This is a genomic window from Dermabacter sp. HFH0086 (assembly GCF_000413375.1).
GTDB lineage: Bacteria > Actinomycetota > Actinomycetes > Actinomycetales > Dermabacteraceae > Dermabacter > Dermabacter hominis.
The window spans coordinates 1,973,911-1,989,570 of sequence record NZ_KE340308.1; the positions used below are offsets into that span (position 1 = coordinate 1,973,911).

Here is a 15,660-nt window from a genome sequence, read left to right on the forward strand (position 1 = left end):
TTTCGGTGGATTTTTGGGTCCGACGGTTGCCCCGCGTTAGGCGTACCACAGGCGATTGCGCTGCGAGCGAACCGGGATCGTTACTGCTCGCTTCGGGGGCGCGTCAAGGCGAGAATGGGGGCATGGAAACGATGCTTGAAGAACGCACTTTGACCGCGCACGATCGCTGCGATCGCTGCGGCGCGCAGGCTTACGTGAAGTTCGAACTTGAGGTGGGCGGCGAGCTTCTGTTTTGCGCCCACCACGCGCGCGCGAACGCCGAGGCGCTCGAGGGAATCGCCACTCGCGTTGTCGACGAAACCGAGCGCTTGAGCGCCGAATAGGGCGCAGTTACTGCGGGAAATCCAAAAGCCCTTAGAGAAGAACAGTGGCCGCACCGTGTGGTGCGGCCACTGTTCTTCTCTTGACTCGACTTAATCGAGGTAGTCGCGAAGGACCTGCGAGCGCGACGGGTGCCGGAGCTTGCTCATGGTCTTCGACTCGATCTGGCGGATACGCTCGCGCGTCACTCCGTAGACCTTGCCGATTTCATCGAGGGTCTTGGGCTGGCCGTCCTCGAGGCCGAAACGCATCGCGACCACACCGGATTCGCGCTCGCTGAGCGTATCAAGTACGGAGTGAAGCTGTTCCTGCAAAAGCGTGAAGCTCACGGCATCTGCGGGCACAACGGCTTCGGAGTCTTCGATGAGGTCACCGAACTCGCTGTCGCCATCCTCGCCAAGCGGGGTGTGCAGCGAGATGGGCTCGCGGCCGTATTTCTGGACCTCGACGACCTTTTCGGGGGTCATATCGAGTTCCTTCGCGAGTTCTTCTGGAAGCGGCTCGCGGCCGAGATCCTGGAGCATCTGGCGCTGAACGCGTGCGAGTTTATTGATGACCTCGACCATGTGAACCGGGATGCGGATCGTGCGGGCCTGGTCTGCCATCGCACGTGTGATCGCCTGACGAATCCACCAGGTCGCGTAGGTCGAGAACTTGTAGCCCTTCGCGTAGTCGAACTTCTCTACGGCGCGAATGAGACCGAGGTTGCCTTCCTGAATGAGGTCAAGGAAGAGCATGCCGCGGCCCGTATACCGCTTTGCCAGCGACACGACGAGTCGGAGGTTTGCCTCGAGCAGGTGGTCCTTAGCTGCCTTGCCGTCAGCAACGATAAGTTCGAGGTCGCGGCCCTCCATACTCTTCTTGAGCGATGGATCTTGCTTAAGCTTGTGTTCGGCATAGAGCCCGGCCTCGATGCGTTCGGCGAGCTCAACCTCCTGGACGGCATTGAGCAGCGCGACCTTGCCGATTTGCTTGAGGTAGTCCTTCACAGGGTCGGCAGTGGCGCCAGCGGTCACAACCTGCTGAGCCGGCGAATCATCATCGTCGTTCGTGAGCGCGAAGCCCTTGCTCGGATCGTCGTCGTCGGCGGAGTCAGTGTCGTCTGCGCCGCTGGAGCCTTCCGCAGCGGAATCTTCTTTCTTGGTGCCGCGTTTGCCGGCCTTCTTCGCCGACGTGCGCTTGGCAGCCCTCTTGCGTGAGGCCTTCGATTCTGTTTCTTCGGAGCCGTCTTTTTCACGAGGAGCGTCTTGCTCAACCGTCTCCGCTTCGGGCTCGCTCTGCGCACTCGAGGCAGTCTTCTTCGAGGTGTCCTTTTTCGACGCAGCTTTCTTGCCACTCTTCGGGGCGCTCTTCGAGGCCTCGGCGGAATCAGCGGCATCGCCCTTACTCGCGCCAGTGCTCTTCGAGGCTGCCTTCTTCTTGCGAGAGTCGCTCGGGCGATCGAGGATCTCGATCCCGGCCTCCTCGAGCTTGTTGGAGAGCGATGCAACCTTGTACGGGGAGATACCGAGGGACTTGGCGGAGGCCTTGAGGGCCTCGTAGCTCACCGAAGTCGCTCCATCGAGAGCCGACGTGAGGGCCTCGATGTTCTTCGTGACTTCTTCTTTCTTAGACGTGCTCGTCGACACAGGCTTCCTTCAGTTGGGATCCGAGGGTGGTGTGCGGGCTCAGCTCTCGCACCGTGTGGCGGCGGGCGAATCGCGCACGAACCGTACAATTATAACGGCCCGATATCCGGATCTATTCCAGGCGCACCTAGTCTTTTGTCACGAGAACGGGGCACGGCGCCTCGAGTAGGAGCCGTTTCACGGTTTGACCGAGCATGAGTCTGCCTACGGGGGCGCTGTGCCGAAGGCCGATCACGATGACGCTCGCGTTCTCCTCGCGCGCAACCCGCAGAAGAAAATCACCGATGTCTCTGCTGCTTTCAGCTCCCGCCTCACGCACGCGCACTTTGAGAGTTTCGAGGTAGGCCCGCTCGTCGTGGCTCATGTGTGCAGACACGCGGTTGATAGCCTCCTGGACCTCCTCGGCATTAGCGCAGCAGGCGCCTTCGAAAGGATCCGCGTACGGGAACGAGGCCACGAGGAGCTCGCGGTCGGTGACGGCCACGTCGCGGATCGCAGCCTCGAGCGCGGCATCTCCCTGAGACGTCGGGGCATAGGCGGCGACGACAACCATGGCGATCCTTTCTAGAAACAGCGCGCTCGAGTAGTGAGCACGCAGGGGAAGCTCAATAATCGTGCGGAGCAAGTCTACTGAGTTTCGGCCCGGTTCGTCACACGTACACGCGGTCTCGGACTCTTGCTATGGCCACAGTTATCCATGAGTAGAGGCATACGTTTTTTCAAGCCAAAGCGGGCATATTCCCGCATGCGCGAGACCCAGAACGAGTTCAGCCATATCGCAGTGGTCTCCGGCTGCGAGGATGTCATCCGCCAAGCGGAAGGCCTCCCCCATACGCCCGCTGAACCACAGGAGGAAGGCGGCAATCGCCCCAAGATTAGCGAGAGCTTCGCGGTAGCGAGGCGAACAATCCCACGCATTCGACGTTCGCCACAGGCCCTTAAACACCTCGATCACACGATCGCCCTGGCCGCCGGGCATGAGATGCGGCCCCGGAAGAAACTCTGGGTCCTCGAACACTGAAGCGATGGCCACCGAGGGGCTCGCAAAAGCGTCCTGTTCAGATTCCACGACGTGCGCGATGATGTGGTCACGCCCGGGCCCCAATGCCGCTAGCGATGCGAGCACGTGAACGGCGTCCTGAAGGCGCTTGGAGTCACCATCCCCGATGCGCCCGCCCTCTCGTTCTTGACGCGCGTGCTGAGCACTCAGTTCCTCGAGCGCGCTACGACTCGGCCCCTCGAGGCACGTGAAGGTGCGAAATTCGGTGTCGCTCTCGCACAGCGAGCGAACGGAGGCAAGGAAAGCATCGTCCATCGCCTCCCTCTCGACTTTTTCGCGAAAGGGAATGCCGCTTGCGACCGCGCTCGCGGCGAACTGACTTTCTTCGAGCAGACCAAGGTGCGCGACTTTCCAGTAGTCGCCATCTGCCGTCGTACTGAGCGCCCACGGCCCTTCATAGGCGTGTAAGGCACAGGGGATAGTGAGACCGCGCATGAGGCACGCCTCGGCGACAAGGTCGCACAGCGCAACGAGCAGATCGATGGTCTGCGTGTCGTGACGATCTCTATCGAAGCATTCGGCCCTCTCCCCCGGGCACTCTTTGCATTCGCCGGGAACCGGCGAACCCGTAGCGAGGATGGCAAGGTGCGTTGCGCCGAGCGCCTGGAGGTTGAGTGCGAGCCGCGACACCTCAAAGGCTGCCCATTCGGGCTCTGTGCCCTCGTCAATGCGCATCCTGCTGAGCATGACCCCCGCCTCGCCGTTTGGACTCGCACCACATCCAAAGACGATGAGTGAGGAATCGATATCAAGGCGGTCAAAGTGCATGGCGACTGCCGCAAAAACATCGCGTGCATCAAGCAGATTAACGGTGGGAGCAAGCGCTTGTGACTCGCATGAAAAATGCTGTGTTTTATGTGTCATGCCTCAAGCGTTACCGCTGTTGACCGAGCGTGCACGCCTGAGATCCTCGCTTGTGGAGGCCTGCGTCTGTGGGGCCCGAACCGCAGTTCGTCGCTCTGTGGCACGATGGAAATTCACAACAGCACGGCGAGAGCACACCACACCGAGCCGAGGAGGATCCGCGTGCATCACCCCCCTTTCGACGACGTTCGCGAGAGCGTCACCACAACCCTCACGCGCTTCCTCGAAACCGAGGGCGACGCCCTGGGGGCAATCGCGCCGGAAGCTGCAGATCTTGCCGCGCTCCTCACGGGTTTTCTTGAGGGAGGCAAGTGCCTGCGACCGATGTTCGTGCACGCGGGCGCGTGTGCTGCCAACCCTTCGCTCGGCACCGCAGATGCGAATGACGTGGCGACGCTCGGCGCGGCCGTCGAACTCGTGCAAGCAGCGGCCCTCATCCACGACGATGTTCTCGATCACTCGCCGACCCGCAGGGGACGCCCCGCTATACATGCCGCCGCCACCCACGCACACGAGGCACGCAACCTCGCGGGAAGCGCGGAGGATTTCGGTATCGCGACCGCGGTCATCCTCGGCGATCTCGCCCTTGCGCTCGCCCATCAGCTTGCCTCTCACGCTTTTGCCGGAGCCGACGACCGCGCTCATTTCCAGGCGCTGTGTGCAGAGGTGATGGCCGGCCAGTACCTCGACATCTTGAACCAGTCCGGCGCCATCACCTCCACGAAATCGGCAACGGATTCCGCCTCCCTCGTGACGCGCTGGAAGACCGTCTCCTACACGGTCCACAGGCCTCTCATGATCGGCGCGACCCGCTGCGACGCTTCTCCCGCGCTCCTCGAATCCCTCGGCGCCTACGCACTTCCCGCTGGCGAAGCTTTCCAGCTCCGCGACGACCTCGACGGAGTCTTCGGGGACGAGGCCACCCTTGGGAAATCCACAAGCTCAGACATCCGTGAAGGCAAGCGCACGATGCTTCTCTCCCTCGCGCAGGAGCGCGCAGGCGAAACCGACCGCAGCGTTCTCGCAGCAACCGTCGGAAACTCTGACGCAGATACGGAGAGCATCGAACGCGTGCGCGAGATCATGACGGCCACGGGCGCGCGCGCGAGCGTCGAGAACCTCATTCGTCAACGCGAGGACGACGCGCGCGAAGTTATCGCGAACGAACTCTCATCGCTCACCTCGAGCGAATCGTGCGAACTCCTCGACTTGCTCGTGCGAAAACTCGCCCGAACGGACCGCTGAGCCCCTTTCCCACATGAGTGAAGACGCGCGGGCCGTGCCCGAAAAATACGGCTAAAACCCGAGCGACTGGGCGCGCCGGCGCACCTCGCCACGCTGCCCGCTTCGCAAATGGTCGATAGGTCGACCGGGCAAAGAGGCATCGTCGGTAAAGAGCCACTCGATGATCTCGTGGTCGGCAAAATGCTGGTCGTGGAGAAGCATGATCGTGCCTCGCAGGTGCGGAAGGACCGCCCCGTCACGCAGGAATTCGGCGGGCACAGAACGGACCTTAGGGGTTCCGCGGCGCACCTCGACGAGGTGGAAGTCCTCAATCAAGCGCTGCACCTTGGTCACCGAGATACCGAGGATCTCCGCGACGTCGGGCAGTGGAAGCCACGCCTCTACGAGAGAGTCGAGCCGGTCGATGTCGTCAGCTGAGATATTCACGTCTTCAGCATATTCCAGGGTGTCGTGCGCGGGCACCCGGCGGCGGCCCGCATAGACTTGCGGCGTGAGTACCGAGTCTTCTTCCCCAGACATCGGCCTCGTCCTTAGCAACCGCTACCGCGTCGAGCATCTGATCGCGCGCGGGGGCATGGCCACGGTGTATCGCGGCTTCGACGAGCGCCTGCATCGCCCTGTCGCGCTCAAAATCATGCACCCGCATCTCGCGGACAACCCTGAATTCATCTCGCGCTTCTCCCGCGAAGCCCGAAGCGCAGCCCGGCTCACCCACCCCCACGTGGTCAATGTCTACGACCAGGGCGAAGACCAGGGACGCGTGTACCTTGCCATGCAACTCGTCGAGGGCGAGACACTGCGCGACGAACTCCGCCGCGACAAAACCCTCAGCCTCAAACGCGCGCTGCGTGTTGGCCGCGACGTCCTCGCCGCGCTCGATGCCGCACACCGCTCCGGAATTATCCATCGCGACATCAAGCCTGAAAACGTTCTCGTGAACGCCGAGCGCGACATCCTCGTCGCCGACTTTGGCCTCGCACGCGCCGTTGGATCCGCGACGACCTCTGCCACCGGCACCTTGCTCGGTACGGTCGCGTATGTCAGCCCAGAGGTTGTCACACGCGGCGTGAGCGATGCCCGAAGCGACCTGTACTCGTGGGGCATCATGATGTTCGAAATGCTCGTGGGCCGCACTCCTTTCCAGGGCGACTCGGCCGTGCATATCGCCTACCAGCACGCGCATGAGGACATCCCCGCACCGTCACAATTTGCGCCGGGCATCCCCGCCTCTGTTGACTCCATCATCACGTGGGCGGCCTCGCGTTTGCCCGCCTCGAGGCCCACGCGCGCCCACGAAGTACTCCTCGCCCTTGACGAGGCTCTCGACACACTAAGCCCCACCGAACTCGCCTACCGTGCGCATCCCGCACCGAACGTCAAGGCCAATGCCGAGACGGCCGGCGTTCCTCGACTCACACGCCAGTTCTCGCCCTCAACGGCGCGCACCGATTCCGCTTCGTCACCAGCCTCCCCGGTATCACCGGTATCCCCGGCATCGCCGTCGAACGAAGCCCTCCTCGATGACAAAACCTCAGCAAAGTTCTGGGAAAACGACACCTCAGGTCGCGAACTTTCCACGACCGGAAGCGGTGCGGGAGCGGCGGTCAGGAAAAGGTTCGAGCTCCGCGAGCAGCCGTCGGACTCCCCCGACGCCGACGAAAGCATCCGAGACGTAACCCTCACGGGCCCTCGCCGCTCGCGCGGTGCCCATGCGAGCGAGTCACACCCCTCGCCAACCATGCGCCTCCTCGCACTCGCAAGCGTCCTTGCACTCGTCGCAGCACTCGTCTTTGGCGGCGTGCGCTGGTACGACACAGAAGGCCCTGGCGGCGCGCGCACCGTGCCGCTCGTTGCGGGCGCAACTCTCAGCGACGCTGAAGCCGCGCTAACGGCGCAACAACTTACGGTGACAACGGCACAGGCCTACAGCGACGACGTCCCGAAGGGCCACGTCATATCCTCGGATCCCGCCACGGGAGCGGAGGTCCGCAAAGGCAGTTCCGTGCGCCTCACTATTTCCCTCGGGCAGGAACTCTTTGACGTTCCGCAGGTAAAAGGGCAGGCGGTTTCCGACGCCACCTCAGCCCTCACTGACGCAGGTTTTCAGGTCAACGAGACCCGCGAATACTCGGCCGACGTGCCGAAAGACATCGTGATCAGCCAAGACCCCGCAGACGCGTCGCTGCCCGCGGGCGCGCACGTCACGCTCACGGTCAGTGACGGACCCGAACCGGTCGAGGTTCCGAGCGTCGCGGGAAGTGAGCGCAAAGCGGCAATCAAAGCCATTGAAGGCGCGGGCCTCGTGCCAAAAGTGAACGAGCAGTACAACTCGAACGTGCCCGCCGGCCAGGTCATCTCGCAAGATCCCGCCGGGGCCACCTCGGTGCTTCCAGGCAGCGAAGTCAAGATCTCCATCTCGCTCGGCCCCAACCTCGTCGGGGTTCCCGATGTTTTCCGCAAGAGCGAAGCCGACGCCCGCGCGGCGCTCGAAAAAGCCGGGCTCAAGGTCCAGGTCGTCTACGAGCGAGGCACGCCCGTCTTTGGCCTCGTGTCCCAGCAGTCGCAGCCGGGCGGCACAAAAGTACCGCGCGGCTCGACCGTGACGATCACGGTGTACTAGCGGCGATCAGCTCGGCCGATCGCCAAGCATGTCGGCGACGAGAAACGCGAGCTCAAGCGACTGCGAGTGATTGAGGCGCGGGTCGACGAGCGTCTCATAGCGGCGGTGCAAGCCCTCTTCGTCAAGCTCGCTGGAACCGCCTAGAACCTCGGTGACGTCATCGCCCGTGAGCTCCATGTGAAGACCAGCCGGGGTTGTGCCGACCTCCCAGTGTGCCTCAAAGAACCCGCGCACCTCGTCCATGATGTCGTCGAAGCGGCGAGTCTTATAACCGTTCGAGCTCGTGATCGTGTTGCCGTGCATCGGGTCTGTCACCCACACGGCTTCGATTCCTTCACGCTTTGCTGCCGTGAGCAGCACGGGAAGCTTCTCACGTACGTCCGTGGCGCCCATGCGGGTCACAAACGTGAGACGGCCCGGCTCGCGCTCCGGATCAAGGACCTCTGCGAGCCGAAGCATGTCATCCACGCTCGCGTTCGGACCGAGCTTCACGCCGATCGGGTTGCGCAGTTGCGACATAAAGTGCACGTGCGCACCGTCGAGCTGGCGGGTTCGCTCACCGATCCACAGGAAGTGGCCAGAGCATCCGTAGATCTCACCCGTGCGCGAGTCGACGCGCGCGAGGGCCTCCTCGTAGTCGAGGAGAAGCGCCTCGTGCGACGAATAAAACTCGACCATGCGAATCGGGTCGAAGTCCACACCGATGGCCTCCATGAAACGCACGGCTCGCTCAATATCATCCGCGACTCGCACGTACTTCGAGTAGGCGTCGGACTCCACGAACCCCTTGTTCCAGGCCTGCACCTGCCGCAGATCCGCGAAGCCGCCGCCCGTGAACGCGCGCAGAAGATTAAGGGTCTGCGAAGCGGTCGTGTACATCTTCCACAGGCGCGAGGGATCGGGCGTGCGAGATTCGGAGGTGAACTCGTAACCGTTGACCGCATCGCCGCGGTAACTCGGGAGGCTCACACCGTCGATCGTCTCGGTGTCGCTCGAGCGAGGCTTGGCGAACTGACCGGCCATACGCCCCATCTTGATCGTGGGAAGCGAGGCGCCGTAGGTCAGGATCGCTGCCATCTGGAGGATCGTCTGCACCTTGTTCTTGATGCGGTCGGCAGTCGAGTCCGCAAAGGTTTCTGCGCAGTCGCCTCCCTGAAGGAGGAATGCCTCGCCACGCGCTGCTTTAGCGAGGTGGGTGCGAAGAAGGTCAACTTCGCCCGCGAACACGAGTGGGGGTGCGGCCCTCAGCTCATCAAAGACCCGTGCCCGCTCCTTCTCGTTCGGCCACGTTGGTTGCTGGACCCTCGGATATTCGCGCCACGACGAAAGCGCCTCGAGATGGGCGGATGATTCGGAAAGCTCGAACGGGTGGAATGTCGCGGCAACGTTACGGTTCTGATAACTCACCCGGACATAGTAGGCGAAAGTCACGAGCGCGACATGTGGGTCCGCTCAGCGGCACTCTCGCGACCGGAACTTACGAAGCGTTCGCGTCCTTAAGTCTTTTCTTCACGTCCGCGGCGTACTCGTCCACATACTCCTGGCCGGATAGCTCGCGAATCGCTTCCATGAGCGAGCGCGTGAGCGTGCGAAGTTCTTCGCGCGTGGCGGGTGCGTCGCTCGGATTGTCTGCTCTCAACGTCGACAGCTGCGCGCGCATGTCGATCGTTGGGCCGATCTGTGTATGGAGCTTTGAACGGAGCTTCGGCACGATGGAATTCTTCGAGCGCTGCGCCTCAAAGGCGCCAAGTTCGGCGACGGGAAGGATGGGCGCACCCGTCGCGAGCGCGAGGCGTACAGCGCCCGTCTTACCGCGATACATTCGCCCGTCATGGCTCCTCGTGCCCTCGGGGAACACGCCGAGGGCGTGCTCACCTTCGAGCACCGCGATCCCCGCGTCGAGCGCCGAGCTCGCGCCACCGCTTCCCGAACGATCCACGGGAATCACATTGACCGAGCGCATGAGCCACGCAAAAAACTTCCCCGGTACCCCCTTGCCCTTGAAAAGAGCATCCTTTCCAAGCCAGTGAATCTCGCGCGGAATCATGCACGGTACAAAATAAGTTTCGAACGCGGAGGTGTGATTGCACGCCATGATCATGCGCCCCGAAGACGGAACGTGCTGGAGGCCCGCAACTGTGGGGCGCCAGAAGAGCGTGAGCAGAAATTTAACGATCGGCTGCAAGACGGGATAGAGATGCACGGGGATAACCCTATAGGGCAGCGCCCATCGTGAGGGAAGGAACGCGCCACACGAAGCCTCCTCCATGCCTCAATGCACGTGAGGCGCGTACACTCGAGTGCAGCCCCGCCTAGAAGTCAAGGAGCATTCCCCCGTGTCACGCGAGTTCGAAACGCCGCAAATCGCAGAGTCGAAGCCAGACGAAAACATCACCGACTTCCTCCTTCTACGCCGCACCAAGTACGCCGACATTCCCCTGTGGGAGCGTCAGCTCACGCCCGGCACATGGTCACCCATGTACGCACCTGAATTCATCACGCTCGTGAAGCGTCTCGCACAGGGGCTTATCAACGAAGGCGTCCAGCCAGGCGACCGAGTCGCGATCATGTCTCGCACGCGCTTCGAATGGGTACTCATCGACTGGGCGTTGTGGTTCACCGGGGCGATCAGCGTGCCGATCTACGAAACGTCCTCCCCCGGGCAGATCGAATGGATCGCTTCCGATTCCGGTGCGCGCTTCATTTTTTGCGAAAACGCCGGCCATGCGCAGGACATCGACGAAGTCCGCTCTTCGCTCTCGGATCTCGAGCAGGTGTGGGTCATCGAAGAGGGCATCATCGAGCAGCTCTCCGTTGCAGAAGCCGATATCGACGACGACGCGATTGAGAAGGCGCGTAAGAGCCGGCACAAGTCAGACACCGCGACGATCGTCTACACCTCCGGCACGACCGGCCGGCCCAAGGGCGTGGAGCTCACGCACGCAAACTTCATGGATCAGTCCCTCAACGCAGTGGGCCTTCTGGGTGAGGCGGTTATGCCCCCTGGCTCGCGCCTGCTGATGTTCCTTCCGCTCGCGCACGTGTTCGCACGCGACATCACGTTCATCACCATCGTGTGCGGGTGCACGACAGGTTTCTCCCCCGATGCGAAGCAACTCCTCGACGATCTCGCCTCGTTCAAGCCCACGTGCCTGCTCGCAGTCCCTCGCGTGTTCGAAAAGGTCTACAACGGCGCCGAGCAAAAGGCTGTTGGAGACGGTAAAGGCAAGATCTTCCACCGTGCCGTCGAGGTGGCCATCCAGTATTCGAAGGGCCTCGACACGGGCAAGATTCCCCTGCACGTGAAAGCCCAGTACAAGCTGTTCGACACGCTCGTGTACTCGAAGCTGCGCAATCTCATGGGTGGAAAGCTCACCTACGCAATCTCGGGTGGTGCGCCACTTGGCGACCGCCTCCCCCACTTCTTCCGCGGCATCGGTGTCACGATCCTGGAAGGCTATGGCCTCACGGAAACGACCGCCCCCGTAGGCGTCAACAATCCGTGGAATGTCAAGGTCGGCACCGTCGGTCCCCCGTTCCCAGGCGCGAAAGTCAAGCTCAACGACAAGGGCGAACTGCTCGTCAAGGGCGTCATGGTGTTCAAGGGGTACTGGAACAATCCCGACGCCACCGCGCTGGCCCTCCAGGACGGCTGGTTCAACACGGGCGACACCGCGAGCATCGATGAGGACGGCTACATCACGATTACGGGCCGTTCAAAAGAAATCATCGTCACCGCAGGCGGCAAGAACGTGTCGCCTGCCCAACTCGAGGACACCGTGCGCCAGAGCCCCGTCGTTGGCCAGTGCATCGTTCTAGGCGACCAAAAGCCGTTCGTGTCGGCGATCGTGACTCTCGACCGCGAAATGCTCCCCCGGTGGCTCAAAAACCAGGGGCTCGGGTCGATGTCGCTTGCCGAAGCCATTACGAACGAGCAGGTCATCGCCGAGGTCCAGAGGGTAGTTGACGAAGCCAACACCTCGGTCTCTCGCGCCGAATCGATCCGCAAGTTCGAGATCATCGATGCGGATTTCACGGAGGAGAACGGTTACCTCACCCCGTCGTTCAAGCTCAAGCGTGCCGCTGTTGTGAAGGATTTCTCCGAGGTCATCGACCGCATTTACACGAAGAAGTAAGGCGGACGGCGCCATCACTCGGACTGCGCAGCGGGCATTCGAGGATCTTGGCCCGGAGCTCATCGATGTCGAGTTCGTTGTCGTCGACCTCGAGACCACCGGGACGAACACCGAACTGGATGCCATCACGGAAATTGGCGCCGTACGGGTTGTGGGCGGCGAGGTTGTCGAGGAGTTTCAGACGTTCGTCAACCCCGAGCGTCCGATCCCCGCATACATCGCCGCCCTCACGGGGATCTCTGACCACATGGTTCGCGATGCGCCGTCGGCAGAAGCGGTCATCCCCGCTTTCCTCGAGTTCGCACGCACCTCGGTGCTCGTCGCCCACAATGCCCGTTTCGACATCGGGTTTTTGAAGGCCGCGGCGCTCCGGCTCGAGTACCGGTGGCCACCGTTCGAGGTCGTCGATACGCTTACACTCGCGCGCCGCGTTTTCGGACGTGACGAAGTGAAGAACCACAAGCTTTCGACTCTCGCGGGAACGGTTGGGGCAACGACGGTGCCCAACCACCGCGCGCTGTCGGATGCGCGCGCAACGGTCGATGTTCTCCACGAGATCATCGCGCGACTTTCTGCCGGTGGCGCAAGCCACCTCTCGGATCTCACCTCAAGTGGGAAGAAAGCAAGTCCCGCCCAAATCCGCAAACGCCACCTCGCGGCGGACATCCCGCCCGTGCCCGGCGTGTACTCCTTCGTCGACGCCAACGGTTCAACGCTGTACATCGGCAAGTCGGGCAATCTCCGCTCGCGAGTGCGCACCTACTTTTCACCGAACGAGACCAGGCGAGCCGTCCTCGATATCATTCCCGTCACCGAGCGTATCGACATTGTGCAGTGTTCAAGCGACGCCGAAGCTGCAATCCGCGAGCTGCGCGCAATCGCAAGTGAGCGCCCCATCGCCAATCGCCAGGGAATCCGCCCTTCCAAGGGCAATTGGCTTCGAGTCACCCCCGATGGGCTGCGCCTTGCGCGCACTGTCAAAAGCGAAACGTCGCTCCACGCCTATATCGGCCCGCTCCGCTCGCGCCACGACGTCGAGCCGATTCGCTCCCTCGTGTACGCGGCACTGACTGCGGCCATCGGGGCCGAAGAGGACAACGCTGGTGCCGCGGAAGGTCGCACCGGGACCAAAAGTCCGACGGTTCCCCGGGAACCGTCGGCTGCCGCGGGGGCACTGCCGGTACCGCCGGTTCATGGACCGACGTTTGCCGCAGAAGCGTCGGAGCCCGTGCGCAGCAGCGCAGGCTTCCACGCACGAATGCACCGGGCCCTCACCGAGGATCCGAGCGATGTTTTTGAGTACGCGGCTCAGAAAATGCGCGCACTCGTGGGGAGGGGCCTCTACGAGAACGCCGAGGCGTTGCGCACGAGGGTCGAGTTGTTTGCTGATGCAGCGCGACGTGCCGCACGATTGCGATCCATCGCGGAGGTTCCATTCCTCGTCGCGGCGCGCAAAATCTCGTGCCACGATGCTTCGACTCAATCGCCCTGGCAGTGGGAGGTTCTTGCCGTACGGCACGGGCGGCTCGGGGCAGCGCGCACGATGCCGGCGTGGAGCGACCCGCTTTCGGCTATCGAGGCACTTGCTCGCGAAAGCGAAGCGGAGGCCGCCCTGCGCGCCCCGCTGTGCTTCGGCTACCACCACGAGGCTGAGCTCATCCTCGAATGGCTCGCGAAACCTGGCATCCGGATCGTTCACGTGGAGGGCGAGTGGTCGATGCCGTCTACCGCCCGCTTTACGATCGAAGAGTTTCAGCGGGTGTTTCGACGCTCTGCGAGACGTTGATCCACCGCTCAAGCGCAGCCTTGGCGGCTCCGGAATCGAGTGAGTCTTCGGCCCGTTTCACCGCGCGGAGCATTCGCTCGGCGAAGGCAGGGCTGGCGTCGGAACTTTCCTTGAGCCCCTCGGCTGCGACAATGCCCGAAGCGGCATTGAGCACGACGGCATCTCGCACGGGCCCAGTCGTGCCGGCAAGCAGGTCTCGCGCCACCTGGGCATTGTAGGAGGGGTCGCCACCGCGCAACGCATCGATACGTGCGCGTGAGAGTCCGTAGTCTTCGGGGGCGACAACGTGCGACGTAACGGACCCGTCCCTTACCTCCCACACATCGGTTTCGGCGGCGATACTCAGCTCGTCGAGGCCGTCGCGCCCGCGCACGACGATGGCGGACGCGCCGCGGTCTGCAAAGACACCTGCGATGACAGGCGCCATCTCCTCGAATGCCACGCCGACGGAATGGGCACGAACCCCGGCGGGATTGGTGATGGGACCGAGCACATTGAAAACCGTGGGCAGTTTGAGACCGGCTCGGGCAACCGCACCATGTTTCATCGACGGGTGAAAAACCTGGGCGAAACAAAACGAGATTCCCGCTTCGTCAAGCACGCGCTGCACGCCCTCCACGGGAAGATTCAGGCGCACCCCGAGCGCTTCGAGTACGTCCGCCGAACCCGATTTCGAACTCACGGCACGGTTGCCGTGCTTTGCCACAGGAATCCCCGCGCCGCGGATCACGAGCGAGGCCATGGTCGAGATATTGACGGTATGGGCGCCGTCTCCGCCCGTCCCCACGATGTCGACGGCGCCAGAGGGCGCACTAATGATCCTCGAGTGCTCGAGCATGGAGGAGGAGAGTGCGTTGACCTCATGGGTCACCGCTCCCTTCGCCTGAAGCGCCACGAGGAAACCGGCGAGAGGGACCGGATCAACATCGCCGCGCATGATCTGCTGCATTGCCCACCACGCCTCTTCGGACGTGAGATCGCGCCCTTTGATGAGGGCGTGGGTCAGCGCGGGCCACGTATAGATTTCTTGATCCGTCATGGCGCCCATATTAAGGCGTGAACGCTCGTGACGTAGAGCAAGCCCACCAGACGGAACACGGCTTAGATCACGGAAAAAACCGGGACAAAAGCCCCGTTCGATTCAACAATCGCGCTTCCAACAGGTATGCTGAAAAAACCTGCGCACGGACTTTTGTCCCAGCAGGGCCGCACGGGCCTTGCCCGCAGCGGCCGAGACCATGTGCCGTGCATGGCCTCGCAACCCGACCAACGACGAATGAGAACCGTGACAACTGCGACTCTTTCCTCCGCCCCTCGCACCTCCCCCGTGAGCAGGCCGAACACCACTCAGGTCGGCACCATCGTGTGGCTCGCGAGCGAAATCATGTTCTTCGGTGCGCTCTTTGCTATGTACTTCACGCTGTACGGCGTCGTACCCGAGGTTTTCTACGAGGGCCAGAAGAACTTCACGCTCAACTTCGCCATCACCAACACGCTCATCCTGGTCACGAGCTCAATCACGTGCCAGATGGGTGTATTCGCCGCAGAAAAGCGCCGCAAGCGCCGCACCGGCTCGATCGTCAACATCGCCGGCTGGGGCCTCATCGAGTGGTACACCCTCACCTTCATTCTCGGCGCGATCTTCGTGTCGGGCCAGGCCTTCGAATATGCCGAGCTCGTGCATAAGGGCCTCACCATCTCGAGCACGCCTCATGGCTCAATCTTCTACCTCGCCACGGGCTTCCACGGCCTCCACGTCCTTGGCGGGCTTATCGCCTTCCTCTTCGTTCTCGCGCGCGCCTACTCCGCGAAGAATTTCACGCACCACGAAGAGGTCAGCGCGATTTGCGTGTCGTACTACTGGCACTTCGTCGACGTCATCTGGGTAGCCCTCTTCTTCGTGGTCTACCTGCTTGACCCGCTCGTTCTCCACACCGTTGAAGGCAACTGGGCCTTCTTCTAAAGCTCCCCTACTCGGATTCGCACCCTTTACCGAAACG

The 15,660-nt window shown here is 62.4% G+C and carries 13 protein-coding genes; 6 read left to right on the forward strand and 7 right to left on the reverse strand.

Annotated elements, in window-relative coordinates:
- Positions 1-122 precede the first annotated feature (122 nt).
- Positions 123-323, forward strand: coding sequence for a hypothetical protein (locus HMPREF1484_RS08715; RefSeq protein WP_016664675.1), 201 nt, complete (start codon positions 123-125; stop codon positions 321-323).
- Positions 324-413: 90 nt separating this feature from the next.
- On the opposite strand, the gene HMPREF1484_RS08720 is transcribed toward HMPREF1484_RS08715, so the two are convergent.
- From HMPREF1484_RS08720 to HMPREF1484_RS08730, 3 genes are all read right to left on the reverse strand, one after another.
- Positions 414-1,949, reverse strand: coding sequence for an RNA polymerase sigma factor (locus HMPREF1484_RS08720; RefSeq protein WP_016664676.1), 1,536 nt, complete (start codon positions 1,947-1,949; stop codon positions 414-416).
- A gap of 127 nt (positions 1,950-2,076) precedes the next feature.
- The gene (locus tag HMPREF1484_RS08725) at positions 2,077-2,574 is read right to left on the reverse strand and encodes a universal stress protein (protein ID WP_232049700.1); all 498 of its coding nucleotides are present in this window, start codon (positions 2,572-2,574) and stop codon (positions 2,077-2,079) included.
- 66 nt (positions 2,575-2,640) lie between these two features.
- Positions 2,641-3,873 (reverse strand): hypothetical protein, encoded by a 1,233-nt coding sequence (locus tag HMPREF1484_RS08730; protein WP_040386558.1) that lies wholly within the window; start codon positions 3,871-3,873, stop codon positions 2,641-2,643.
- Between the two features lie 162 nt (positions 3,874-4,035).
- On the opposite strand from HMPREF1484_RS08730, the gene HMPREF1484_RS08735 reads away from it, so the two are divergent.
- Positions 4,036-5,118: a polyprenyl synthetase family protein gene (locus HMPREF1484_RS08735; protein ID WP_016664679.1), complete on the forward strand. Its 1,083-nt coding sequence runs from the start codon at positions 4,036-4,038 to the stop codon at positions 5,116-5,118.
- 51 nt (positions 5,119-5,169) lie between these two features.
- Here HMPREF1484_RS08735 and HMPREF1484_RS08740 read toward each other — a convergent pair whose 3' ends face one another.
- Positions 5,170-5,544: an Rv2175c family DNA-binding protein gene (locus HMPREF1484_RS08740; protein ID WP_232049701.1), complete on the reverse strand. Its 375-nt coding sequence runs from the start codon at positions 5,542-5,544 to the stop codon at positions 5,170-5,172.
- A gap of 64 nt (positions 5,545-5,608) precedes the next feature.
- Here HMPREF1484_RS08740 and pknB point away from each other — a divergent pair, with 64 nt between their 5' ends.
- Entirely contained in the window at positions 5,609-7,738 is a 2,130-nt protein-coding gene (pknB, locus tag HMPREF1484_RS08745; RefSeq protein WP_040386560.1) for a Stk1 family PASTA domain-containing Ser/Thr kinase, read from the forward strand.
- 6 nt (positions 7,739-7,744) lie between these two features.
- Here pknB and HMPREF1484_RS08750 read toward each other — a convergent pair whose 3' ends face one another.
- Both HMPREF1484_RS08750 and HMPREF1484_RS08755 read right to left on the reverse strand, forming a co-directional pair.
- Positions 7,745-9,169: a class II 3-deoxy-7-phosphoheptulonate synthase gene (locus HMPREF1484_RS08750; RefSeq protein ID WP_016664682.1), complete on the reverse strand. Its 1,425-nt coding sequence runs from the start codon at positions 9,167-9,169 to the stop codon at positions 7,745-7,747.
- 46 nt (positions 9,170-9,215) lie between these two features.
- Positions 9,216-9,941: a 1-acyl-sn-glycerol-3-phosphate acyltransferase gene (locus HMPREF1484_RS08755; protein ID WP_172620180.1), complete on the reverse strand. Its 726-nt coding sequence runs from the start codon at positions 9,939-9,941 to the stop codon at positions 9,216-9,218.
- 133 nt (positions 9,942-10,074) lie between these two features.
- On the opposite strand from HMPREF1484_RS08755, the gene HMPREF1484_RS08760 reads away from it, so the two are divergent.
- Together HMPREF1484_RS08760 and HMPREF1484_RS08765 are read left to right on the forward strand one after the other, a co-directional pair.
- The gene (locus HMPREF1484_RS08760) at positions 10,075-11,874 is read left to right on the forward strand and encodes a long-chain fatty acid--CoA ligase (protein WP_016664684.1); all 1,800 of its coding nucleotides are present in this window, start codon (positions 10,075-10,077) and stop codon (positions 11,872-11,874) included.
- 61 nt (positions 11,875-11,935) lie between these two features.
- The gene (locus HMPREF1484_RS08765) at positions 11,936-13,660 is read left to right on the forward strand and encodes a DEDD exonuclease domain-containing protein (RefSeq protein ID WP_232049732.1); all 1,725 of its coding nucleotides are present in this window, start codon (positions 11,936-11,938) and stop codon (positions 13,658-13,660) included.
- Here the strand turns inward: HMPREF1484_RS08765 and trpD are convergent.
- Positions 13,611-14,708, reverse strand: coding sequence for an anthranilate phosphoribosyltransferase (gene trpD / locus HMPREF1484_RS08770; protein ID WP_016664686.1), 1,098 nt, complete (start codon positions 14,706-14,708; stop codon positions 13,611-13,613). The two genes, HMPREF1484_RS08765 and trpD, sit on opposite strands and share 50 nt — an antisense overlap.
- 228 nt (positions 14,709-14,936) lie before the next feature.
- Between trpD and HMPREF1484_RS08775 the strand changes: the two genes are divergently transcribed.
- Positions 14,937-15,623 (forward strand): heme-copper oxidase subunit III, encoded by a 687-nt coding sequence (locus tag HMPREF1484_RS08775; RefSeq protein ID WP_016664687.1) that lies wholly within the window; start codon positions 14,937-14,939, stop codon positions 15,621-15,623.
- Positions 15,624-15,660 lie beyond the last annotated feature (37 nt).

Excerpts from the sequence above, each read along its gene's own strand:
- HMPREF1484_RS08715 (WP_016664675.1), top strand. The coding sequence starts at position 123 with ATGGAAACGATGCTTGAAGAACGCACTTTGACCGCGCACGATCGCTGC.
- HMPREF1484_RS08730 (WP_040386558.1), bottom strand. The coding sequence starts at position 3,873 with ATGACACATAAAACACAGCATTTTTCATGCGAGTCACAAGCGCTTGCT.
- trpD (WP_016664686.1), bottom strand. The coding sequence starts at position 14,708 with ATGGGCGCCATGACGGATCAAGAAATCTATACGTGGCCCGCGCTGACC.
- HMPREF1484_RS08775 (WP_016664687.1), top strand. The coding sequence starts at position 14,937 with ATGAGAACCGTGACAACTGCGACTCTTTCCTCCGCCCCTCGCACCTCC.